Source organism: Streptomyces sp. NPDC018031, from assembly GCF_044327625.1.
GTDB lineage: Bacteria > Actinomycetota > Actinomycetes > Streptomycetales > Streptomycetaceae > Streptomyces.
The window spans coordinates 15928-39385 of record NZ_JBIRFT010000023.1 but is presented as its reverse complement, the minus strand read 5'-3'; the positions used below and the strand labels follow the sequence as shown (position 1 = coordinate 39385).

At 71.2% G+C, this 23458-nt stretch carries 18 protein-coding genes and 1 tRNA gene; 7 read left to right on the top strand and 12 right to left on the bottom strand.

Annotated elements, in window-relative coordinates; genetic code table 11:
- The first annotated feature begins 535 nt into the window (after positions 1 to 535).
- Together pepN and ACH4B3_RS31230 are read left to right on the top strand one after the other, a co-directional pair.
- Positions 536 to 3058, top strand: coding sequence for an aminopeptidase N (gene pepN / locus ACH4B3_RS31235; protein ID WP_398468603.1), 2523 nt, complete (start codon positions 536 to 538; stop codon positions 3056 to 3058).
- A gap of 127 nt (positions 3059 to 3185) precedes the next feature.
- On the top strand, positions 3186 to 4058 hold the full coding sequence (locus ACH4B3_RS31230; protein WP_398468602.1) for an SDR family oxidoreductase: 873 nt from the start codon (positions 3186 to 3188) through the stop codon (positions 4056 to 4058).
- 91 nt (positions 4059 to 4149) lie between these two features.
- Here ACH4B3_RS31230 and atpF read toward each other — a convergent pair whose 3' ends face one another.
- Positions 4150 to 4626, bottom strand: a complete 477-nt coding sequence (gene atpF, locus ACH4B3_RS31225) for a F0F1 ATP synthase subunit B (RefSeq protein ID WP_398468600.1) — start codon at positions 4624 to 4626, stop codon at positions 4150 to 4152.
- Between the two features lie 197 nt (positions 4627 to 4823).
- On the opposite strand from atpF, the gene ACH4B3_RS31220 reads away from it, so the two are divergent.
- The gene (locus ACH4B3_RS31220; protein WP_398468598.1) at positions 4824 to 6230 is read left to right on the top strand and encodes a lysine N(6)-hydroxylase/L-ornithine N(5)-oxygenase family protein; all 1407 of its coding nucleotides are present in this window, start codon (positions 4824 to 4826) and stop codon (positions 6228 to 6230) included.
- 388 nt (positions 6231 to 6618) lie between these two features.
- Here ACH4B3_RS31220 and ACH4B3_RS31215 read toward each other — a convergent pair whose 3' ends face one another.
- Entirely contained in the window at positions 6619 to 8415 is a 1797-nt protein-coding gene (locus ACH4B3_RS31215; RefSeq protein ID WP_398468596.1) for a bifunctional metallophosphatase/5'-nucleotidase, read from the bottom strand.
- Positions 8416 to 8529: 114 nt separating this feature from the next.
- Between ACH4B3_RS31215 and ACH4B3_RS31210 the strand changes: the two genes are divergently transcribed.
- The 3 genes from ACH4B3_RS31210 to pyk all read left to right on the top strand — a co-directional run bounded on the left by ACH4B3_RS31210 (position 8530) and on the right by pyk (position 11330).
- Complete coding sequence (locus ACH4B3_RS31210; RefSeq protein ID WP_398468594.1) at positions 8530 to 9003, top strand: NUDIX hydrolase; 474 nt, start codon at positions 8530 to 8532, stop codon at positions 9001 to 9003.
- Positions 9004 to 9043: 40 nt separating this feature from the next.
- On the top strand, positions 9044 to 9742 hold the full coding sequence (locus ACH4B3_RS31205) for an SIMPL domain-containing protein (RefSeq protein WP_398468592.1): 699 nt from the start codon (positions 9044 to 9046) through the stop codon (positions 9740 to 9742).
- 154 nt (positions 9743 to 9896) lie between these two features.
- Positions 9897 to 11330: a pyruvate kinase gene (pyk, locus tag ACH4B3_RS31200; protein ID WP_398468590.1), complete on the top strand. Its 1434-nt coding sequence runs from the start codon at positions 9897 to 9899 to the stop codon at positions 11328 to 11330.
- 163 nt (positions 11331 to 11493) lie between these two features.
- Here pyk and ACH4B3_RS31195 read toward each other — a convergent pair whose 3' ends face one another.
- Together ACH4B3_RS31195 and ACH4B3_RS31190 are read right to left on the bottom strand one after the other, a co-directional pair.
- Positions 11494 to 12282, bottom strand: a complete 789-nt coding sequence (locus ACH4B3_RS31195; RefSeq protein ID WP_398468588.1) for a helix-turn-helix domain-containing protein — start codon at positions 12280 to 12282, stop codon at positions 11494 to 11496.
- A gap of 84 nt (positions 12283 to 12366) precedes the next feature.
- Positions 12367 to 12449, bottom strand: a tRNA-Leu gene (locus ACH4B3_RS31190).
- A gap of 90 nt (positions 12450 to 12539) precedes the next feature.
- On the opposite strand from ACH4B3_RS31190, the gene ACH4B3_RS31185 reads away from it, so the two are divergent.
- On the top strand, positions 12540 to 13178 hold the full coding sequence (locus ACH4B3_RS31185; RefSeq protein WP_398468586.1) for an ANTAR domain-containing response regulator: 639 nt from the start codon (positions 12540 to 12542) through the stop codon (positions 13176 to 13178).
- Between the two features lie 75 nt (positions 13179 to 13253).
- On the opposite strand, the gene ACH4B3_RS31180 is transcribed toward ACH4B3_RS31185, so the two are convergent.
- The 8 genes from ACH4B3_RS31180 to ACH4B3_RS31145 all read right to left on the bottom strand — a co-directional run bounded on the left by ACH4B3_RS31180 (position 13254) and on the right by ACH4B3_RS31145 (position 23310).
- A complete protein-coding gene (locus ACH4B3_RS31180; protein ID WP_398468584.1) occupies positions 13254 to 13970 on the bottom strand; it encodes an ABC transporter ATP-binding protein in 717 nt (238 codons plus the stop codon).
- Positions 13967 to 14980 carry an ABC transporter ATP-binding protein gene (locus tag ACH4B3_RS31175; RefSeq protein WP_398468582.1) on the bottom strand — a complete coding sequence of 338 codons (1014 nt, stop codon included), beginning with the start codon at positions 14978 to 14980 and terminating at the stop codon, positions 13967 to 13969. Before ACH4B3_RS31175 ends, ACH4B3_RS31180 begins: the two co-directional genes overlap by 4 nt.
- 6 nt (positions 14981 to 14986) lie before the next feature.
- On the bottom strand, positions 14987 to 16720 hold the full coding sequence (locus ACH4B3_RS31170) for a branched-chain amino acid ABC transporter permease (protein ID WP_398468580.1): 1734 nt from the start codon (positions 16718 to 16720) through the stop codon (positions 14987 to 14989).
- A 13-nt stretch (positions 16721 to 16733) separates the two neighbouring features.
- Positions 16734 to 17666, bottom strand: a complete 933-nt coding sequence (locus ACH4B3_RS31165; RefSeq protein ID WP_398468578.1) for a branched-chain amino acid ABC transporter permease — start codon at positions 17664 to 17666, stop codon at positions 16734 to 16736.
- A gap of 102 nt (positions 17667 to 17768) precedes the next feature.
- Positions 17769 to 19001, bottom strand: coding sequence for a branched-chain amino acid ABC transporter substrate-binding protein (locus ACH4B3_RS31160; protein ID WP_398468576.1), 1233 nt, complete (start codon positions 18999 to 19001; stop codon positions 17769 to 17771).
- A gap of 400 nt (positions 19002 to 19401) precedes the next feature.
- Positions 19402 to 19869 (bottom strand): hypothetical protein, encoded by a 468-nt coding sequence (locus ACH4B3_RS31155; RefSeq protein ID WP_398468575.1) that lies wholly within the window; start codon positions 19867 to 19869, stop codon positions 19402 to 19404.
- A gap of 576 nt (positions 19870 to 20445) precedes the next feature.
- A complete protein-coding gene (locus ACH4B3_RS31150; RefSeq protein ID WP_398468573.1) occupies positions 20446 to 20952 on the bottom strand; it encodes a PaaI family thioesterase in 507 nt (168 codons plus the stop codon).
- Between the two features lie 63 nt (positions 20953 to 21015).
- Complete coding sequence (locus ACH4B3_RS31145; RefSeq protein ID WP_398468571.1) at positions 21016 to 23310, bottom strand: FdhF/YdeP family oxidoreductase; 2295 nt, start codon at positions 23308 to 23310, stop codon at positions 21016 to 21018.
- Positions 23311 to 23458 lie beyond the last annotated feature (148 nt).

The following is a 23458-nucleotide window of genomic DNA, read 5'->3' as shown; positions in this document are numbered from 1 at the left end:
CTGCCGCGGGCAGGCACCCGGCCCTCCGACCACTGGACAGGCACCCCACACCGGTCCCGGCCCCCGCCCGGGCATCGGGCAGCCACCCGCCACGGATCCGCGCCCCGCCACCGGGCCGCCGGCCGAATCCCGTGAGCCCGCCCCGGGGCAGCCGCCCCCACCCCGGCAGCCGCCGCGCACCCCCGCCGCGGGCAGGCACCCGGCCCTCCGACCACCGGACAGGCACCCCACACCGGTCCCGGCCCCCGCCCGGGCATCGGGCAGCCACCCGTCAGCGGATCCCCGCCCCGCCACCAAGCCGCCGGCCGAATCCCGTGAGCCCGCCCCGGGGCAGCCGCCCCCACCCCGGCCGTCACCGGCGCACCCCCGCCGCCGCCAGGCACCCCGCGCCCCGCCACCAGACCGCCGGCCACATCCCGTGAACCCACCGGCAGGCGTCCCGCCCCGGTCACCGGACCGCCCGCCCCGAAAACCGGACGCACCCCCGCCCACCAGGCCGCTGCGCCGCCGCCGCCCCGTACGGCAGCATGACCACATGTCCGTACTCACGCGCGACGAAGCGCAGACCCGAGCCCGCCTGATCGCCGTACACCGCTACCTGATCGACCTCGACCTCACCCACGGCGCGGAACGGTTCCGCTCCACCACCACCATCCGCTTCAGCACGCGCGAGCCCGGTGCGGACACCTTCGTCGAACTCAAGGCCGCCGCCCTGCACCGCGTCACCCTCGACGGCCACGACCTCGACCCCGCCACCCACCACGACGACCGCATCCCCCTCACCGGCCTCACCCAGGGCGACCACGAACTCCGCGTCGAAGCCGACATGGCCTACTCGCACACCGGCGAAGGCATGCACCGCTTCACCGACCCCGCCGACGGCGAGACCTACCTGTACACCATGTGCTGCATGGCCGACGCCGACCAGGTGTTCGCCGCCTTCGACCAGCCCGACCTCAAAGCCGTCTTCGACGTCACCGTCACCGCCCCACCCGAGTGGACCGTCCTCGGCAACGGCATCGCCCAGCGCACCGGCGACCCCGCCGACGGCCGCTGGCGCCTCGCCCCCACCCCGCCCATCAGCACCTACCTGATGGCCCTCGCCGCCGGCCCCTACCACTCCGTCCGCACCGAACACCGCGGACTGCCCCTCGGCCTCCACGTCCGCCGCTCCCTCGCCCCCCACCTCGACGCCGACGCCGACGAACTCCTCGACCTCACCAAGCGCTGCTTCGACCGCTACCACGAGATCTTCACCGAGCCCTACCCCTTCGACTCCTACGACCAGGCATTCGTCCCCGAGTTCAACTCCGGCGCCATGGAGAACCCAGGCCTGGTCACCTTCCGCGACGAGTTCATCTACCGGTCCGCCGCCACCGACGCCCAGCGCCAGACCCGCGCCATGGTCATCGCCCACGAGATGGCCCACATGTGGTTCGGCGACCTGGTCACCATGCGCTGGTGGGACGACATCTGGCTCAACGAGTCCTTCGCCGAGTACATGGGCTTCCAGATCCTCACCGAAGCCACCCACTACACCGGCACCTGGGCCGACTTCGGCGTCCGCCGCAAGAGCTGGGGATACGACGCCGACCAGCGCCCCTCCACCCACCCCGTCGCCCCCGACCCCGACGGCGTCCCCGACACCGACGCGGCCCGCCTCAACTTCGACGGCATCTCCTACGCCAAGGGCGCCTCCGCCCTCCGCCAACTCGTCGCCTGGCTCGGCGAGAAGGACTTCCTCGCCGGCATCAACGACCACTTCACCCGCCACCGCTTCGGCAACGCCACCCTCGACGACTTCATCGACTCCCTCGCCCGCGCCTCCGGCCGCGACGTACCCGCCTGGGCCGACCGCTGGCTGCGCACCACCGGAGTCGACACCCTCACCCCCACCCTCACCACCGACGACCACCAGTGGACCGCCGAGATCCACCACCAGGGCAGCCGCCCCCACCGCATCACCATCGGCCTGTACGACCGGGAACCCGACGCCCCCCACCGGCTCCGGCTCCGCGACCGCACCGAAGCCGACCTCACCGTCGGCACCCCCCTCGCCCTCACCCGGCCCGGCCCCCGCCCCGACCTGCTCCTCCTCAACGACGACGACCGCACCTACGCCAAGATCCGGCTGGACCCCGCCTCCTGGGACACCGCCGTCGCCGCCCTCTCCGGCCTCCCCGACCCCCTCACCCGCGCCGTCGTCTGGAACGCCGCCCGCGACATGGTCCGCGACGGCCTCCTGGACCCCGCCGCCTACCTCCACGCCGCCCGCACCCACCTCCCGCGGGAAACCGACAGCGCCGTCACCGAAGGCGTCCTCGCCTTCGCCCGCCACCAGATCGCCGACCGCTACCTCCACCCCACCGCCCGCCCCGAAGCCCTCACCACCATCCTCGACACCTGCCGCGACCTGCTCCACCGCACCCAGGACGGCACCGCCCCCGGCCTCCGCCTCACCGCCCTGCGCACCTACCTCGACAGCACCACCGACACCACCGAACTCCAGCGCCGGCTCGCCGACGACACCCTCCCCGGCGGCCCCGCCCTCGACCCCGAACTCCGCTGGCGCATCCTCTACCGGCTCGCCGTCCTCGGCGCCGCCACCCCCGCCGACATCGACACCGAACTCCACCGCGACCCCAGCGCCACCGGCCAGGAAGGCGCCGCCCGCTGCCGCGCCGCCCTCCCCGGCACCGCCGCCAAGGAAGCCGCCTGGACCGCCCTCTTCGAGAGCGACGACCTGTCCAACTACCTCGTCACCGCCACCGCCGACGGATTCTGGCAACCCGAACAGCACCAGCTGCTCCACCCCTACATCGCCCGCTACTTCCCCGCCGCCGTCGCCCTCGCCCACCGCCGCGGACCCGCCATCGCCCAAGCCGTCGCCCGCTACGGCTTCCCGCTGACCGACCCCGACACCCTGCGCCTGGGCGAACAGACCCTCACCGGCACCGGACCCATCCCCGCCCTGCGCCGCCGGCTCGCCGACGAACTCGACGACACCCGCCGCGCCCTGCGGGTACGCGACGCCCACCCCGGAACCCCCCGGACGTAGGACCCACGACCGAGCCCGGCTCCACCCGCGCGCCGATCCGGCGGGCCGACCGACCCGACTAGCCTCCAGCACACGGGCGTTCGGCCCGCCGGACCACCCCACCCCAGGCCGCAGAAGGAGAACCGCAGTGATCGTCGTGACCGGTGCCACCGGAAATGTGGGCCGATCCCTGGTGAACCAGCTCCTCGCCGCCGGTCACGGCGTACGCGCCGTGACCCGCGACCCCCGGCGCGCCCGGCTACCCGACGGAGCCGACGTCACCGGCGCGGACCTCACCGACACCAGCCGCCTGGACACCCTCTTCGACGGCGCCACCGGCATCTTCCTGAACCTCAGCGCACTCAGCGGCCACACCCCGCTCAGCGGGGGAGCGGAACACACCGCCGCCCTCCTCGCCGCCGCCCGCACCGCCGGCGTCACCCGCGTCGTCCTGCTCTCCTCCGGCATCATCGAAGAAGGCGCCGACACCACCCACCCCATCCACATCCACCACGCCGCGCACGAGCAGGCCGTCCGCGACAGCGGCCTCCCCTGGACCTTCCTGCGGCCCTACGCCTTCGCCTCCAACGCCCACCAGTGGGCACCCCAGATCCGCACCCAGGACACCGTCCGCGGCCCCTACGCCCGAGCCACCACCGCGCCCATCCACGAACACGACATCGCCGCCGTCGCCGCCACCGCCCTCCTCGACCGCACCGGCGCGCACACCGGAGCCGCCCACCGGCTCACCGGCCCCGAAGCCGTCACCACCGCCGAACAGATCCACGCCATCGGCGAAGCCCTCGGCCGCCACCTCACCTTCCGGGAGATCCCCGCCGAAGAGACCGGACCCGAACTCTTCCCGCACGTCCCGGCGCAGATGCTCCCCGCCGTCCTCGACGCCTTCGCCGCCACCGTCGACACCGAACCGCTGATCACCACCACCGTCGAAGACGTCACCGGCACCCGCGCCCGCACCTTCGCCCGCTGGGCCGAAGACCACCGCGACGACTTCCGCTGACCCCGCCCCCGGAACGACGAACGGGCCGGCCCCCACCAGGGGACCGGCCCGGCCGCACACCACGCCACGGACGCACCGCGCGCCCCGCCACTCAGCTCCGGCCGCGCGCGAACTCCTCCAGCGACTCGCCGACGATCTTCCCCGCGAGCCGGGTCGCCAGCGCGTCGACCTCCTGGTTCAGCGAAGCCTCCGCCAGCGCACGATCCGCATCGATCTGCGCCCGCGCCGCCGACAGCATCTCCTCACGCTGCCGCTGACCCTCACCCCGCAGCTCGGCGAGGAGCGCCGCACCCTGCTCCGCGGACTCCTGCCGCAGCCGCGCCGCCTCGTGCCGCGCCTCCGACAGCAGCCGCTGGTACTCCGCGTGCGCCCGCTCCGCCTCCTCGCGCGTCTCCTCCGCCCGCTGCTGACCCCCCTCGATCGCCCCCTCCCGCTCACGCAGGACCCGCGCGATCCGCGGCAGCACCACACCCGCCATGAACGCGTAGACGATCCCGAACGCGATGAACGCCACCACCAGGTCCGCAAGCTCCGGCTTCAGCGGACCGATCTCCAAGGACAGTTCCATGCCCACAGAGTACGGCGCCCATGGTGACCGGCCGATCACCCACCGCGCCGCCACGCTCCCACATACGGGTGTACTCCCCGCCGCCCAAGGCCCCCGACCCCCGCACGGCCAGTAGCTTAGGGCGGCCTTACCGAAACGCCCCGGAACCGCCCCGCACACCCCACCCCCGCCGACACACGTGGAAGGCAACACGGCCGATGACCAGCGACCACCCCCACCAGCCCGCCACCCCAGTGGACCTCGCGGGCATCGGCATCGGCCCCTTCAACCTCTCCCTCGCCGCCCTCGCCCACGGCCTGCCCCGGCTACGCACCGCCTTCTACGACCAGCGCCCCGCCTTCCACTGGCACCCCGGCCAGCTCATCCCCGGCACCACCCTCCAAGTGCCCTTCCTCGCCGACCTCGTCACCCTCGCCGACCCCACCAGCCCCTGGAGCTTCCTCAACTACCTCCGCACCCGCGAACGCCTCTTCCCCTTCTACGTCGCCGAGCGATTCCACATCCAGCGCGCCGAATTCGACGCCTACTGCCGCTGGGTCAGCGACCAACTCCCCACCCTCCACTTCGGCCACCGCATCGACGCCGTCCGCTGGGACCCCCACCACGCCCTCTTCGAACTCGACCACACCCAGCTCACCGCCGACGGCGAAAGCCACACCCCCGGCCGCACCCACGCCCGCCACCTCGTCCTCGGCATCGGCAGCGCCCCACACGTCCCCGCCCCCCTGCGCCCCCTCGCCGACGCCCCCGACACCCCCGTCATCCACTCCGCCGACTACCTCGACCACCGCACCCGGCTGCTCGCCGCCGGACACATCACCGTCATCGGATCCGGCCAGTCCGGCGCCGAGATCTTCCTCGACCTGCTCCGCCACCGGCCGCACGGCGCCGAACGACTCCACTGGCTCGCCCGCACCCCCGCATTCGCCCCCATGGAGTACAGCAAGCTCGGACTGGAGCAGTTCACCCCCGACTACACCCGCTACTTCCACTCCCTGCCCCAACCGGTACGCGACGACCTGCTGCCCCGCCAGTGGCAGCTCTACAAGGGCATCGACCAGGACACCATCGCCGCCATCCACGACGAGCTGTACCTGCGCACCCTCGACGGCGGCTGGCCGGACGCCGTCCTCACCCCCGGCGTCACCGTCCGCACCGCCACCCGCATCCCCACCGGCCGCCTCGAACTCGACCTCACCCACCAGCAGCAAGGCAGCCACAGCCGCCTCACCACCGACGCCGTCGTGCTGGCCACCGGCTACCGGGAACGCAGCGTCGACACCCTGCTCGCCGCCCTCGCCCCGCACATCCGCCGCGACACCCGCCGGCGCCCCCGGATCGACGCCCACCACCGCCTCGTCCTGGACCCCGCCGTCACCGGCACCATCTACGTCCAGAACGCCGAACGCCACACCCACGGCGTCGGCGCCCCCGACCTCGGACTCGCCGCCTGGCGCAGCGCCGTCATCCTCAACTCACTGACCGGAGCGGCGACGTTCCCGCTTCCGGCGCGGACCGCCTTCACCACCTTCGGGCTCCACCCGGCCCCCGGAAACGGGCAGTTCCCCGACCAGCGCGGCAGCCTCGCCCGTACGCGGACATGACCACACCGCAGTCCCGGCCCTGACTTCGGGCCGCAGCGGATGCGAGTCGGGGTGGCTGGGACACTCGGGCCACACGGCCGGCCGGAGCGCCGCGGCGAGCGCCTCCACCGCCCAGTCCTGCACCTGGTCGGCGACCTGGGCCATGCGCTCGGCCGGGCTCCCGTCCAGCCACGGCCCGATGCCCGCACCCGTGCCGTCGGGCTCGTACACCATCACGTACGTCTCGCCGTGGTGGACCTCCTCGATGACCTTCGGCCGGATGGCACAGGTGCCGGACAGGTCCCGGAGCACGGGCTCCAGCGCGGCGGCAATCTCTTCGCTCATGCCGCCAGTGTGTCCCGGTGCGGCCCGGGACCTGTCCTCGTTATCCACAGAGGCGATCCGACAGTCAGAAAATCGGTGCGCCTTCTCGTGTCAGCTTCCAATCCACCGACGCGAACGCCGAGACATCGATCGTCCCCTCGGCCTTCACCCACCCGATGATGGTGTTCCGGATCTCCTCGGAGTTCGCCCACACCTGCGGCGCCCCCGCGATGTGCGGGAAGTTCCCGCCCCCACTCGCCCGGTAGTTGTTCACCGCCAGCACGAACCGCGCCGCCGGATCCACCGGCGCCCCCTCGAACGCCAGGTTCGCGATCCGCGCCCCCGGCTCCTTCGCCACATCGATCTCGTAGCTCAGACCGCCCACCACGTCATAGTTGTAGTCCGGCGTCCCCCCGGCATTGGTCAGCCCCGCCGGATCCACCTCACCCCCCGGAGCCGTCCGCACGTAGTACCGCGCCGAGAACTCCAGGTACTCCCTCAGCTGCGCGCCGGTCAGCACCCGCGCCTCCAGCGTGTTCTCGAACGGATACAGCCCCGCCACCTCCCGGATCGTCACCGGCCCCGCCGGAATCGCCGCCGTCCGCGAGAAACACGACGCCTGGGAGAGCACCGGCAGCCCCGCGTGCTCCGACCCCGCCAGCGCCGCCCGCACCGTCTCCGCCTGCACATGGTTGATGAAATCGATGATCGCGGTGTCCCGGTACGGCGCCTCGGCCGCCGCCATCGCCGCCGTGGACGACCCGATCACCTGGTTGACGTACGCCACCACCTTCCGGTGCTCGTCCCCGAGCAGCCCGGTGATCCGCGGATCCTCCGCCACCGCGTTCGAGTTCAGCACCCGGGCCGACACCGACTCCACCGTCCACCGGCCCCTGGCCCGCACCAGCTCGAAGTCGAACAGGGTCAGCCGCTGCCCCCACTTCAACGGCTCCGACAGCACCACCTCGGCACCGGTCTCCTCGTTCACCACCCGGTACTCGGGGATCTCGGTGTGCGCGTGACCCACCAGGATCGCGTCGATCCCCGGCACCCGCTCGGCCACCAGCGCCGCCGCGTTCTCCACGTACGGCAGCTGATCGCCGTAGCTCGACGTACCGCTGCTCCCCGAATGAGCCGACACGATCACCACGTCGGCGCCCATCGACCGCAGCTTCGGCACCCACTTCGCCGCCTGCTCCTCCAGCCCCGGGAACGTCATCCGCCCCTGCACATGCGCCTTGTCCCAGATCGCGATCCCCGGGTTCGTCAGCCCCAGCACCGCCACCTTCACCTCGCGCCCGCGCGGGGTCCGCAGCCGCGTCATCCAGTACGGCGGGAAGGCCGGCCGCAGCGTCCGCGCGTCCAGCGCGTTCGCGCCCAGCAGCGGGAAGTCGCACTGCTCCTGGAACTTCCGCAGCAGCGGGATGCCGTAGTTGAACTCGTGGTTGCCCAGCGCCGCCGCGTCATAGCCGATCGCGTTCATCGCCTGCGCCATCGGGTGCACCGGACCGCCCGCGCCGGTGATCGGGTCGACCTTGGCGTAGTAGTACGACAACTGGGTGCCCTGGATGGTGTCCCCGGCGTCGATCAGCAGCGTGTTGCACCGGCCCTTCTCCCGCCGCACCTGCTCCACCAGGGTGGATATCTTCGCCAGCCCCACGTCGTTGTGCGCCTTGTCGTCGAACTCCGCGTCGGTGAAGTAGTCCCAGTTGAAGACGTTGCCGTGCAGATCGGTGGTGCCCATCACGGTGAACGCGTACCGCTCGGGGTGCGGGCGGCCGCCCCCGTGCGCGACCGCCGGAGCGGCGGCCGCCCCGGTCAGCGCGACCCCGGCGCCCGTCGCGGCGGAACGGCCCAGGAACTTCCTGCGGTTGAGCGGCATCGACTGTCTCCTCCATAAGTGTTGCACAACGCGCGTAGATTCTGACCCGGAACCCACCCGGCGCAACACCCCCGCAGGGTTTTGATCACACCCCCCGCAGGCCATGCTTGACCAATGGCCAAACCCGTACTCCGCGTCGCCGCATACGCTGTCATCCTCGACGCCGGGAAGATCCTCCTCGCCCGCTGGACCGGCCCCGAGGGCAAACGCTGGACCCTGCCCGGCGGCGGCCTCGACCACGGCGAAGACCCCTACCACGCCGTCATCCGCGAAGTCCACGAGGAGACCGGCTACCACGTCACCGTCGACCGACTCCTCGGCATCGACTCCCACCGCCGCCCCCACCACCCCCGCCGACGCCGCGACCGAACCGACTTCCACGCCCTGCGCATCCTCTACACCGCCCGCATCACCGGCGGAGAACTCCGCCACGAAACCGGCGGCTCCACCGACCGCGCCGAATGGTTCGACCTCCACCGCGTCCCCGGGCTGCCCCGCGTCTCCGTCGTCGACGCCGCCCTCGCCCTGCACGACACCCGACCCGCCGACGGCCACAGCACCCACACCACCACCGGCCCCACCACATGACACAGTGAACTCCGGCCCGCCACCCCACCCGGGAGAGCCCATGGAACCCACACCCACCCCCCGGCCCCACCCCAGCCCCGACGCCCCCCTCGTCACCGTCCACGGCGAAGCCCACCACGAGGTCGACCCCGAGACCGCCCGCATCCAGATCACCGTCAACGCCCGCGGCACCGACCGGCGCGCCGCGCTCGCCGACCTCACCACCCGCAACCAGCGCGCCCTCGACCTGGTCAAGAGCTACGGCGAAGCCATCGAGAAACTCGAGACCGGCTCCTTCAGCATCACCCCCCAGCTCACCACCAAAGGGCGCCACGAACGCGTCAGCGCCTACCACGGCACCGTCCGCACCACCGTCACCGTCGCCGACTTCACCGCACTCGGCGAACTCACCACCCGCCTCGCCGACCTCGACCTCACCACCGTCACCGGCCCCTGGTGGGCCCTGCGACCCAACTCCCCGGCCCACCGCGACGCCCGCCGCCAGGCCGTGCACGACGCCGTCCGGCGCGCCCGTGAATACGCCGACGCCCTCGGTGCCCGCCTCGTCGCGCTCCTGGAACTCGCCGACCAGGACGCGGACACCGGCGGCCCGCTGCCCCGGGCCGCCGGCACCATGCGCTCCGCCCGGTTCGCCGGACCCGACGACGACACCCCCGCCGCGCTCGACCTCGAACCCCAGCGCCAGAGCGTCTACGCCCAGGTCAGCGCCCGTTTCACCATCACCCGCCCGGAACTGTGACCCGCCCGCGGCACCCCCCGCGGCGGCCGCTGAAGCGCTCATCAGAGCGGCCTGCTGCACGTTTCATTAGTTGTCAACAGGCTTTCACCAAAAGGCCGTTGGGCTGTCGCGACTCCACCCGTCTCTACCAGCCGGTAGGTCATAGGGTCGCACCATGCGCCGAGCAAAAATCGTCTGCACCCTGGGACCGGCCACCGACTCGTACGAGCAGATCAAGGCGCTCGTCGAGGCCGGAATGGACATCGCCCGCTTCAACCTCAGCCACGGCACCTACGCCGAACACGAGGAGCGCTACCGCCGGGTGCGCAAAGCCGCCAACGAAACCGGCCGCAGCGTCGGCATCCTCGCCGACCTTCAAGGCCCGAAGATCCGACTCGGCCGATTCAAGGAAGGCCCGGTACTCCTTGAACGCGGCGACGAATTCACCATCACCGTCGAAAAAGTGGAAGGAGACCAGCACCGCTGCGGCACCACCTACCCCGGCCTCGCCGCCGACGTCAGCAAGGGGGAACGCATCCTCGTCGACGACGGCCGGGTCACCCTCGAAGTCGTCGCCGTCGACGGCCCCCGGGTCAGGACCATCGTCATCGAAGGCGGCATGGTCTCCGACCACAAGGGCCTCAACCTCCCCGGCGTCGCGGTCTCCGTCCCCGCCCTGTCCGACAAGGACATCGAAGACCTCCGCTGGGCCCTGCGCACCGGCGCCGACGTCATCGCCCTGTCCTTCGTCCGCAACGCCGACGACATCATCGACGTCCACCGCGTCATGACCGAGGAATGCCGCCGGCTCCCCGTCATCGCCAAGATCGAGAAACCCCAGGCGGTGGAGAACCTCGACGCCATCGTCGACGCCTTCGACGGCATCATGGTCGCCCGCGGCGACCTCGGCGTCGAAATGCCGCTGGAACAGGTCCCGATCGTCCAGAAGCGGGCCGTCAAACTCGCCAAACGGAACGCCAAGCCGGTCATCGTCGCCACCCAGATGCTCGACTCGATGATCGACAACTCCCGGCCCACCCGCGCCGAAGCCTCCGACGTCGCCAACGCCGTCATCGACGGCACCGACGCCGTCATGCTCTCCGGCGAGACCAGCGTCGGCACCTACCCGGTGGACACCGTCAAAACCATGGGACGCATCGTCGCCGCCGCCGAGGAGGACATCCTCGCCAAGGGCCTGCCGCCGCTCACCGAACGCAGCAAACCCCGCACCCAGGCCGGAGCCGTCGCCCGGGCCGCCGCCGAGATCGGCGACTTCCTCGGCGCCAAGTTCCTCGTCGCCTTCACCCAGAGCGGCGACACCGTCCGCCGCCTCTCCCGCTACCGGTCTCCCATCCCGCTGCTCGCCTTCACCCCCGAGCCGGCCACCCGCTCCCAGCTCAACCTCACCTGGGGCGTCGAGACCTTCCTGGGCCCCAAGGTCGGCACCACCGACGAAATGGTCCAGCAGGTGGACGAGGAACTGCTGCGCATCGGACGCTGCCGCAAGGGCGACACCGTGATCATCACCGCCGGCTCCCCGCCCGGGGTCTCCGGCTCCACCAACCTGGTCCGGGTCCACCGCATCGGCGAGGCCGACACCACCCGCTGAACCGGACCGCTCCCGCCTCCCAAGCCCCCGCGCCGTCCAGCGGGGGCTCCGTGCGTCCCGCCGCGCCGCCCCTCGCGCCGCGCCGCCCTTCCCGCCGCGCCGTCCCTCGCGCCGCGCCGTCCCTCGCGCCCGTCGTCCCTCCCGCCCGTCCTCGCGGCTACCTTCAGAACTTGGCGCCGATGTGCGCGTCCATCAGCGCGACCGACGCCCCCCGGGCCACCGAGACGTTGTACGGCTCGGCGCCGCGCCGGGTGACCCGCCACGCCACCCCCACCCGGTCCAGTGCCTCGCAGTACAGCCGCCTGATGTCCGCCGACCTGTTGGTGAAGAAGTAGCGCGGATACTCGTAGCGCTTGCGCTCGCCGCCGACCAGGCGCGTGGTCCAGTTGGTGACGCGGCAGCCGTCGGAGTGGACCAGCCCCCGCAGGAACTCCCACGGCCGGGCCTCGACGATCCGCGCCTGCCAGGGCTCCAGGACGATCCGCCGCTCGTGCTTCCTCCCGGGGCCGTGCTGGGGGAAGAGGCACCACAGGTGCTTCGAGTAGACCTTCACGTTGTGGCACCCGCTCCTCCGGACCCGGCACACGGCGTTGTCCGGGAACACCGCTCGCATGGCGGCTTCACAGGCGTCCATCAGGCCGGGCCAGGCGTCACTGCAAGTGATCATGAGGCTCGGCACCCGGTGTCCGGAGTAGCGGATCACATGCCCGTCGCCCAGGTAGAGCGCGAGCAGGTAGGCGTAGGCGGTTTCGTCGAGCGGCCGATTGTGGCACCGCGGGCACTCCGGCCTGTGCGGCCCCGGGCTTTCGCCGCGTCCCGCGCGGTCCAGATGGAGCCAGTAGCCGATGGTCCCGACGGGCACGTTCAAGGCGCGCGCGACGTCGGCGTTTCTGGCGCCGCCACGCAGCAGGGTGAGCGCGGCCTGTCGCGTTTCCACGCTGTGTGATCGCATATCGTCACAGTGCGTGATGAGGGGCGCTCGCATGAGTTGATTCACTGGAATTCACGCGAATGTGCGATTCCGAATCTCGGAGAGTGCCGGGTGCGGGACTCGAACCCGCAAGCCCTTTCGGGCAGATGTGTTTGAGACATCCGTGTATGCCATTCCACCAACCCGGCCTCGAGCGGCGCCGACAGCTTACCGCGTGAAGAGGTACGGAGTCTCGCGGGTAGTCTTTCTGGTAGCACCTGCCATGAACGAGGAGCCCCGTGAGCGCCAGCGAGCCCGTCGACGAGCAGCAGCACGTCCCCCCGCACACCACCCGCGTCGTGATCGCCGAAGACGAGGCCCTCATCCGTCTCGACCTCAAAGAGATGCTGGAGGAAGAGGGGTACACGGTCGTCGGTGAGGCGGGTGACGGCGAGACGGCCGTCGCGCTCGCCCAGGAGCACCGGCCCGACCTGGTGATCATGGATGTGAAGATGCCGGTGCTGGACGGGATCTCCGCCGCCGAGCGGATCGCCGCCGACAGCATCGCGCCGGTCCTCATGCTCACCGCCTTCTCGCAGCGTGAGCTGGTGGAGCGGGCGCGGGACGCCGGGGCGATGGCGTATCTGGTGAAGCCGTTCAGCAAGAGCGACGTGGTCCCGGCCATCGAGATGGCGGTGTCCCGGTTCGCGGAGCTGAAGGCGCTGGAGAAGGAGGTCGCCGACCTCGCCCAGCGGCTGGAGACGCGGAAGCTGGTGGACCGTGCCAAGAGCATTCTGCAGACCCAGTACGGGCTGACCGAGCCGGCCGCGTTCCGCTGGATCCAGAAGACGTCGATGGACCGGCGGCTGTCCATGCAGCAGGTGGCCGAGGCGGTCATCGAGGACGCGGAGGAGAAGAAGGCCGCGAAGGACCAGTAGCCCGGCCGGCCGCCGAGCGGACGAGGCCCGCACCACCGGTTCCGGTGGTGCGGGCCTCGTGCTGCCGGGGCGGGGTCAGTCCTCGCCGAGGTACGCCTTGCGCACCGACTCGTCGTGCAGCAGCGATTCGCCGCTGCCGGAGAGCACGATCTTGCCGATCTCCATGACGTGTCCCTGGTCGGCCAGGGAGAGGGCGGCCTGGGCGTTCTGTTCGACGAGCAGGATGGTGGTGCCCTGCTCCTTGAGCGCGCTGATGGTCTCCATGATCTTCTGCATCATGATCGGTGACAGACCCATGGAGGGTTCGTCGAGCATGAGCAGCTTGGGGCGGGACATCAGGGCCCGGCCCATGGCGAGCATCTGCTGCTCGCCGCCGGAGAGGGTGCCGGCGGCCTGGGCGCGGCGTTCGCCGAGGATCGGGAAGAGGTCGTAGGCCCGCTGGATGTCCTTGGCGATGCCGTCCTTGTCGCTGCGGAGGAAGGCGCCGAGTTCGAGGTTCTCCGCGATGGAGAGCCGGGGGAAGATGTGCCGGCCTTCCGGGGAGTGCGCGAGGCCCAGCGCGACGATCTTGTGTGCGGGGATGCCGGTCAGCGGCTTCCCGTCGAAGACCACCTTGCCGCCGAGCGGCTTGAGGAGCCCGGACAGGGTGCGCAGCGTGGTGGTCTTCCCGGCGCCGTTGGTGCCGATGAGGGTGACGACCTGGCCGGCTTCGACGGTGAACGAGATGCCCTTGACGGCTTCGATCTTGCCGTAGGCGACCCGGAGGTCTTCGACCTCGAGCAGTGCGGTCACTGTTCGTCCTCCGTACGTGGGGTGGTGCTGTCCTGCGGTGCCGCGCCGGGGGTTCCGGCGCCGTCCGGGCCGGCCGGCGGGGTTCCGCCGTCGGCCGCGGGGCCGGGGTCGGGGTCGCCGCCGGTGGCCGGGGCCGCGGCCGGGCCGGCGGCCGCGGCCACCGCCTGGTTCTCCGCGGCTTCCACTTCGGCGGCTTCCTGGCGGCCGGGGTCGCCTTCGAAGGGGGTGCCGAGGTAGGCGGCGATGACGCGTTCGTCGGCCTGGACGATGTCCGAGGTGCCTTCGACGAGCTTCTGGCCCTGGACGAGGACGGCGACCCGGTCGGAGAGGTTGAAGATGAAGCGCATGTCGTGCTCGATGACGAGGACGGCGATGCCGCGGTCCCGGATGGCGAAGACGAGTTCTTCGGTGGTCCGGGTCTCCTGGGGGTTCATGCCGGCGGTGGGCTCGTCGAGGAGGAGCAGGCCGGGGTCGCTGGCGAGGGCGCGGGCGATCTCCAGCTTCCGCTGTTCCCCGTAGGGGAGGTTGCGGGAGAGGTGGTCGGCCTTGTGGGCGAGTCCGGTGAACTCGAGGAGTTCCATGGCCCGGTCGCGGGAGGCGGCTTCGGCGCGTTTGAAGCCGGGGCCGCGCAGCAGGGCGGACCAGAGTCCTTCCTTGGTGCGGGTGTGGCGTCCGACGAGGACGTTCTCCAGCACGGTCATGTTGGCGAAGAGCCGGATGTTCTGGAAGGTGCGGGCGATGCCGGCCTGGGTGACGAGGTGGGGCTTGGGGGGCAGGACGGTGCCGCGGTAGGAGACGGTGCCTTCGGTGGGGACGTACAGCCCGGTGAGGCAGTTGAAGAAGGTGGTCTTGCCGGCGCCGTTGGGGCCGATGAGTCCGACGATCTCGCCGGGGTTGACGGTGAGGTCGACGGAGCGTACGGCGGTGAGTCCGCCGAACCGCATGGTGACGCCGGACGCGTCGAGGACGGGGGTGGTGTCCTTGGTGAGGGTGGGCGCTGTCTTCGTCATGTCAGGTCACGCCTCCGCCTTGGTGACGCCGACGGTCGTGTCGCCCGGGGCTTCGGTGGGGACGTCGAGCTGGTCGGTCTCGTGGTATTCGAGTTGCTGTCGCCGGTTGGGGATGAGGCCTTCGGGCCGGAAGCGCATCAGGAGGATGAGCGCGATGCCGAAGGCGAGGAGCTGGTAGTCCTGGAGGAAGGTGAGCTTCTCCGGGATGAGGAAGAGGAGTGCGGCGCCGAGCAGGGGTCCGCTGATGGTGCCCATGCCGCCGAGGATGACGGCGGCGAGCAGGAACGCGGAGTTGGGGGCGACCGGGCCGGAGAAGACGTACTGCTCGGGTACGACGGTGTACTGGGTGTGGGCCCAGACGGTGCCGGCGATTCCGGCGAGGGTGGCGCCGAGGGCGAAGGCGATGAGCTTGAGGCGGAAGCCGTTGATGCCCATGGCGGTGGCGGCGGTCTCGTCTTCGCGGATGGCGACCCAGGCGCGGCCGATGCGGCTGTTGCCGGCGCGGCTGAAGACCGTGACGACGAGGATGGTGACGAGGAGCATCAGCAGGTAGTAGTTGGCGAAGGAGCCGAGCTCGAAGCCGCCGATGCTGTGGGTCTCGCCGAAGTTGTACCCGAAGATCTGCAGGTCGGGGATGTTGGGGATGCCGTTGGGGCCGTTGGTGACCTCGGGGCCGGAGACGCCGTCGAGGTTGTTGACGGCGATGCGGAAGATCTCTCCGAAGCCGAGGGTGACGATGGCCAGGTAGTCGCCGCGGAGCCGCAGGGTGGGGGCGCCGATGACGACGCCGAAGACCAGTGCGGCCAGGGCTCCGGCGAGGACCGCCGCCCAGAACGGGAAGTGCACGTCGAGGGTGGAGGCGGTGGAGCCGGAGACGAGTGCGGCGGTGTAGGCGCCGACGCCGAGGAAGGCGACGTAGCCGAGGTCGAGGAGGCCGGCGAGGCCGACGACGACGTTGAGGCCGAGGGCCACGGTGGCGAAGATCAGGATGTTCACGCCGAGCTGGAGGTACTGGTCGTCGCTCTGGGTGAACGGGAAGGCGGCGGCCGCGGCGAAGGCGGCGGTCACGGTGGCGGTGCGGTGCTTCTGGGTCAGGCCGGAGAGGCGGGCGACCATTCCGCACTTGACCAGGGCGGCGACACCGAAGCCGACGGTGATCAGGTAGCCGATGAACTCTTCGCTGTCCTCGTCGGGGATGTCGATGCCGTAGGTCAGTACCTGGAGGGCGACGGCGAAGGCGGCGACGATGATCAGGATCTCCGCCCAGGAGGCGAGTGCCTTGGGGCGCTTGGCGAGCCTGGTGTCGTCGGGGAGGAGGAAGGCGAGGGCGACGGGGACGGCCGATGCGACGGCGGCGACGTAGCCGCCCGGTTCGAGGTTGACCAGGCCGCCGAGGTCGACGGTGATGGCGATGACGGTGAACCAGGTGGTGGCGAAGGCGCCGAGGGCGGCGAGCCGGGTGGCCTGGGTGGTGCCGGTGGGTCCGAGCCAGCGCAGTCCCTTGGTCTCCGGGGTGGCCAGGGCGAACAGGGCGGTGGCCAGGCCGCCGATGAGGGTGAGGATCTGCAGGCCGGCCGGGTAGCCGTAGTAGGTGAGGTCGCCGGGGAACTCGGAGGTCCAGGTCCAGGCGAGCATGGTGCTGCCCGCGGTGGCGAGGCCGCCGGCGGCGGTGAGGGCACGCTGGAGGGTGATGCCTCCGGCGGGGGCCTTGGTCTTGGCGGGGGTGGTGGTGTCGGTCATCTTCGTCACTCCCTCAGGCCCGGTCCGCTACGCGTTCACCGAGTAGACCTTGTGGTCTGACCAGGAGGACGACGATGAGCAGGGTGAAGGCCCAGACGTCTTTCCAGGCGCCGCCGCCGAGTTGTTCCATGCCGGGGATGTCCTCGATGTAGCGGATGGCGAGGGCTTCGGCGACGCCGAGGACGACTCCGCCGAGCATGGCTCCGTAGATGTTGCCGATGCCGCCGAGGACGGCCGCGGTGAAGGCCTTGAGGCCGGCGATGAAGCCCATCTCGAAGTTGATCTGGCCGTACTTGAGGCCGTGGGCGGTGGCGGCGACGGCGGCGAAGGCGCCGCCGATGGCGAAGGCCATGACGATGATGCGGTCGGTGTCGATGCCCATGAGCTTGGCGGTGTCCGGGTCCTGCGCGGTGGCCTGCATGGCGCGCCCGGTGCGGCTCTTGGAGACGAACATGCCGAGGACGAACATGCACAGGGGGGCGGCGATGAGGAGGAAGAGGTCGCCGCGCTGGATGTGCAGATCGTTGTAGATCTTGAACGATTCGCCTTCGAACTGCGGGAAGGAGCGGGGCTTCTTGGCGTCAGGGTAGAAGGCCCAGATGAGTTGCTGGAGGGCGATGGACAGGCCGATCGCGGTGATGAGCGGGGCGAGTCGTGGTGCTCCGCGCAGTGGCCGGTAGGCGAACCGTTCGGCTGCGGTGGCGACGCCGACGGAGGCGATGACGCCGCCGATCAGCATGAGGGGTATGGCGAGGGCGAGGGCGGTCTCGGCGGGGAGCCAGAGGTAGATGGTGAGGGCGCCGAAGCCCCCGATCATGAAGATCTCGCCATGGGCGAAGTTGATGAGCTGGACGATGCCGTAGACCATGGTGTACCCGATGGCGATCAGGCCGTAGAGGGCGCCAAGGGTCAGGCCGTTGACCAGCGTTTGCGGCAGTTCGTGCACCGCAGGGCCTCCGATGAGCGTGTCGGATATGAGACCGCGCGAGGGCGCTGTTGGCACCCTCGCGCGGATTCGATCAAGTGGTGCGGGGCGAGGCTGTGGTCGTCAGTCCTCGAACGTGGCGCTCTTCTCGGTGGTCCAGGCGCCGCCCTTGACCTTGTAGACGGTGAGCTGCTTGTTGGTGGTGTCGCCGTACTCGTCGAAGGAGACCTTGCCGGTCACGCCGTCGAAGGAGACCTTGCCGAGGGCCTCGACGACCTGGGCGCGGGCGTCGTCGGGCAGCTTGCCGTCGTTGTCCTCCACGACGCTCTTGACTGCCTGGATGATGGCCCAGGCGGCGTCGTAGGAGTAGCCGCCGTAGGCGGCGTAGGGGTCCTTGTAGCCCTGGGCCTCGTAGTTCTTGATGAAGGCCTGGGCGGACTTCAGTTCCTCGACGGGGTAGCCGACGGAGGTGGCGAGGTCGCCGTCGTTGTTCTCGCTGGAGGCCTTGATGAAGGCGGGGTCGTAGATGCCGTCGCCGCCCATGGTGGGGACGTCGGCGCCGGCCTTCTTGATCTGGTCGGAGAGGAGTCCGCCTTCGGGGTACTGGCCGCCGAAGTAGACGGAGTCGGCGCCCTTGGACTTGACCTTGTCGGCGATGCCGGCGAAGTCGGTCTCCTTCACGGTGAGGTGGTCGGTGCCGACGACCTTGCCGCCGAGGCGCTTGAATTCCTCGGCGAAGATCGAGGCGAGACCGGCGCCGTAGGTCTGCTTGTCGTCGACGACGAAGACCTTCCGCTTCTTGGCGTCCTTGTAGTAGTACTGCGCGGCGAACCGGCCCTGGATGATGTCGGTGGTCGCGGTGCGGAAGTACGTGTCGAAGGGACGATTCTTCTGGCCTTCGGCCCAGCCGTCGCCCTGGCTGAGGGCGGGGTTGGTGTTGGCCGGGGAGACCTGGGCGAGGTCGGCCTTGGCGAAGACGCCCTGCATGGACTGGGAGACGCCGGAGTTCAGCGGGCCGACGACACCGAGGACGTCGTCGTTGCCGACGAGTTTGGTGGCGTTCTGCTGGCCCGAGGCGGGGACGGCCTTGTCGTCGTAGGCCTCGACCTTGAAGGTGACGCCGTCGACCTCGTTGTTCTTGTTCGCGGTTCTGGCCGCGAGGTCCACGGAGTTCTTGATGCCCTGCCCGAGTGCCGAGAGGGATCCGGTGAGCGGGGCGTCGACCCCGATGACCACCGTGATGTTGCCGCCGTCGCTCTCGTTGTTCTTGTTGTCGTCCCGCGAGCCACAGGCGGAGAGGGTGAGCGCCCCGGCGGTGATCGCGGTGGTGAGTATGAGCAAGGAACGGTGTCGCACGGTGAATCCTTTCCCTGGCGCGGCTCCCCCTGCTGAGGTGCCGGACGCTCGCCGGACGGCCATGGATCACGTTGTGAAGAAATGGTGTGTCGCCCGGCCGCGTGGTGACTGGCCGTGACTCTAGGCGCGTGGAGCGGCGAGGGGCAGAGGTGTGGCCATGGATGTGACTCTCTTGTTATGACGCGGGTCACCGAGGGGCGTCCGTGTAGCAGATTCGAGGGGGCATATCCGGCATAGCGGTGCTTTTTGATCGGTCCGGATACTGAGAAGCTGCAGTTCCGCTAAGGAGTCGCGAGCCGTTTGGGTGCTTACGGGTCCGGCGCGGCCCGGTGGCCCGGGAAAAAAGATGTGTCCTACATCTCAACCGCATTCGAAGATCGTCTGGCGCAATTCGCGGCCATTACGGAGCGTGATCGGCGGGGCTTCGCCGGATCGTCACCTGCTCCGGCGCGCGCCAGTTCTCGGAGCTGCCGGTGGCGCCGTGCGCGGCCGTGCAGCGCGCCTTCGACTGACGCCTGATCAGCTCCTTCGCCGCCGCGGGGCCATGCCGGCGGCGCTCCGCCCGGGCCGCGGCGAGGATCTCGTCGTGGATGGTCAGCTGCTCGTTGGAGAACCCTTTCTGTTCCCAGTCCAGCCCTGCCCAACGGCTGCCCTCCAGTGCTTGTTCGGCCCAGTACGAGACCAGTGAGGTGCACACCTCGACCGCCCCGGCGGACGCGGCGGGCGAGTCGGGCCCGGTGGTCTCCGGCGGCACGGAACCGGCGCGCCGACCGCCGCCACAGCCGGTCACCAGGGCGGCGGCGAGTGCGGCGGCGAGCAGCGGTGCGCCCATGGCGCACGGTCCGCCGTGGCGGGGCGAGCCCTTCATGCGGGCACCGTAGAGGCGCCGGGCGACATCGGCAACAGGCGTGCACCGCAAAGCTGGTGACGTAGCGTCAGGCGCTGCGGAGAGTCCTCCGGGGCATCGGGCGCTGCCGGGGGTGAACGCGAGAGGAGGGGGCCCGGCCCAGGTGTGGGGGTGCGGTCGTATCCGGCGTGCGCGCTGGCGCGGCCCTCCGGGGCCTCGGGCGGTGCCGGGTGAACGCCGGAGGGAAGGGCCGGATCAGCTGCTCGGGCTACGGCTGCCCGGTGTCCGCGGTGGCGCCGGCCTCCCGGTGCCGCCGGGGCCGGGGTGCGGGGGAGGAGTGCCGGGACGGGGGATGGCCAGGGTTGTGGTGGCGCCCGGTGACGGTGCCAGGTGCCGATGGCCGTTCACCGTTCGCGATGGCGAAGCAGCGCGCTCGGAGGCGTCGTGGCGGCGACGGCGTTCGGGTGCCCCGCCGGGCATCACGGGAGCGCGCGGCGCCCGACGTACGGCGCCCCGGGAGGCGGGACGGGCCGGGCGGTGGCGCCGCTCCGCCGGCCCGTCCGCCGCCGGTGGTCCCGCCTCCGGCCTGCGGGGTGGTCAGGCGCCGGCGTCGCCGCGGGCCTGCCGCACGTCGGTGAGCGTGGCGTCGGGGGCGGCGTCGCGGAGCAGGCAGGTCAGCCGCGCGGTGCAGACCCGCCGGTCCTGCTCGTCGCTGATCACGATCTCGTAGGTGGCGGTGGAGCGGCCCCGGTGCACCGGGGTGGCGACGCCGGTGACCATGCCGGAGCGGACGCCGCGGTGGTGGGTGCAGTTGAGGTCGACGCCGACGGCGATCCTGGTGCTGCCGCCGTGCAGCATGGCGCCGACGGAGCCGAGGGTCTCGGCGAGCACCGCCGAGGCCCCGCCGTGCAGCAGCCCGTAGGGCTGGGTGTTGCCCTCCACGGGCATGGTGCCCACCACCCGGTCGGCGGACGCCTCCCGGACCTGGACGCCCATCCGGTTGCCGAGGTGCCCGGCGGAGAACAGCGCGGGCAGGTCGACGCCGAGCGCCGCGTACTCGTCGATGACCTCTTGTGGGAACTTCACGCTGGCCTGCTCGCCCATGGGGTCCGGCTCCGTTCGTCTGGCTGTGGTGGGCACCGTCTTATCAGGAGGCCGACCGAACGGTCAGCCGGGGGTGGCCCGTTCCAGGCGGACGACCAGCGACTTGCTCGCCGGGGTGTTGCTGGTGTCGGCGGTGGCGTCCAGCGGGACCAGGACGTTGGTCTCCGGGTAGTAGGAGGCCGCGCAGCCGCGGGCGGTGGGGTAGTGGACCACCCGGAATCCGGTGGCCCGGCGCTCGGTGCCGTCGGTCCACTCGCTGACCAGGTCGACGTAGTCGCCGTCGGCGAAGCCCAGGCCGGCCGCGTCCTCGGGGTGGAGCAGCACCACGCGGCGGCCGCCCTTGATGCCGCGGTAGCGGTCGTCGAGTCCGTAGATGGTGGTGTTGTACTGGTCGTGGGAGCGGAGGGTCTGCAGCAGCAGCCGGCCCTCGGGGGCGTGCGGGTACTCCACCGCGGCCGCGGTGAAGTTCGCTTTGCCGGTTGCGGTCGGGAAGCGCCGGTGGTCGCGGGGGGCGTGCGGCAGGGTGAAGCCGCCGGGCCGGGCGACCCGGGCGTTGAAGTCCTCGAAGCCGGGGATCACCCGGGCGATGCGGTCCCGGACGGCGGCGTAGTCGTCGGCGAACTCCTCCCAGGGCGTGCGGCTGTCCGGACCGAGCACCCGGCGCGCCAGCCGGCAGATGATGGCGGGCTCGGAGAGCAGCTGGGGACCGGCCGGGGCGAGGCGGCCGCGGGAGGCGTGCACCATGCCCATCGAGTCCTCGACGGTGACGAACTGCTCGGTGCCGCCGCGTACGTCCCGTTCGGTGCGGCCGAGGGTGGGCAGGATGAGGGCGCGCGCCCCGGTCACCACGTGCGAGCGGTTGAGCTTGGTGGACACGTGGACGGTCAGCCTGGCCCGGCGCATGGCGGCCTCGGTGACCTCGGTGTCGGGGGAGGCCGCGACGAAGTTGCCGCCCATGGCGAAGAACACCTTGGCCCGGCCGTCCCGCAGGGCGCGGATGGCCCGGACCACGTCGAGGCCGTGCTCGCGCGGCGGGGCGAAGCCGAACTCCTTCTCCAGCGCGTCGAGGAAGGCGGGGGCGGGGCGTTCGAAGATGCCCATGGTGCGGTCGCCCTGCACGTTGCTGTGGCCGCGGACCGGGCACACCCCGGCGCCGGGACGGCCGACGTTGCCGCGCAGCAGCAGGAAGTTGACGACTTCGCGGATGGTGGGGACGGCGTGCTTGTGCTGGGTGAGGCCCATGGCCCAGCAGACGATGGTGCGCTCGGAGGCGAGCACCATGCGCAGGGCGCGTTCTATCTCGGCGCGGGTGAGGCCGGTGGCGCGGAGCGTCTCGTCCCAGTCGGCGGCCCGGGCGGCGGCGGCGAACTCCTCGAAGCCGTGGGTGTGCTCGCGGACGAACGCCTCGTCGACCGCCTTGGGGTCCTGCTCGGCGGCCTGGAGGATCAGCTTGTTGAGGGCGCGGAAGAGGGCCTGGTCGCCGCCGATGCGGATCTGCAGGAACAGGTCGGTGAGCGCGGTGCCGCGGCCGAGGAGGCCGCGTGGGGTCTGCGGGTGCTTGAACCGCTCCAGGCCGGCTTCGGGGAGCGGGTTGACGGTGATGATGCGGGCGCCGTTGCGCTTGGCCTTCTCCAGGGCGGAGAGCATCCGCGGGTGGTTGGTGCCCGGGTTCTGCCCGGCGACGATGATCAGGTCGGCCTGGTGGAGGTCGTCCAGCAGCACGCTGCCCTTGCCGACGCCGAGGGTCTCGGTGAGGGCCGAGCCGGAGGACTCGTGGCACATGTTGGAGCAGTCGGGCAGGTTGTTGGTGCCGAACTCGCGGGCGAAGAGCTGGTAGAGGAAGGCGGCCTCGTTGCTGGTGCGCCCGGAGGTGTAGAAGACGGCCTCGTCCGGGGTTGCCAGGTCCGCCAGTTCCTCGGCGATGATGTCGAAGGCCCGTTCCCAGCTGATCGGCTCGTAGCTGTCGGCGCCCTCGGCCAGGTGGACGGGGTGGGTGAGCCGGCCCTGCTGGCCGAGCCAGTAGCCGCTGCGGGTGGCCAGCTCGCTGACCGGGTGGGCGGCGAAGAAGCCGGGGGTGACCCGGCGCAGGGTCGCCTCCTCGGCGACGGCCTTGGCGCCGTTCTCGCAGAACTCGCCGGCGGCCCGGTCGTCGGGCTCGGGCCAGGCGCAGCCGGGGCAGTCGAAGCCGTCCTTCTGGTTGACCCGCAGCAGGGTGAGCGCGGTGCGGCGGACGCCCATCTGCTGGTGGGCCATGCGCAGCGAGTGGCCGATGGCGGGCAGCCCGGCGGCGGCGTGCTTGGGCGCCGTCACCCGGGGGGCGTCCTGTACCGGGTCACCTGCGGGTGGCTTGGCTGCCATGGCGCTCTCCCTTGAGCGGTCGTCGGCGTGGGGGGTCGTGCTCGGTGGTCGTGTCGCGGCCTCCCGATCTTTTCACGGACCACCGACAGCCGTCCCGCCGGTCCGGTCCGTGGGCGGGATTGTCGGTGCGGCGTGGCAGGATCGGGAC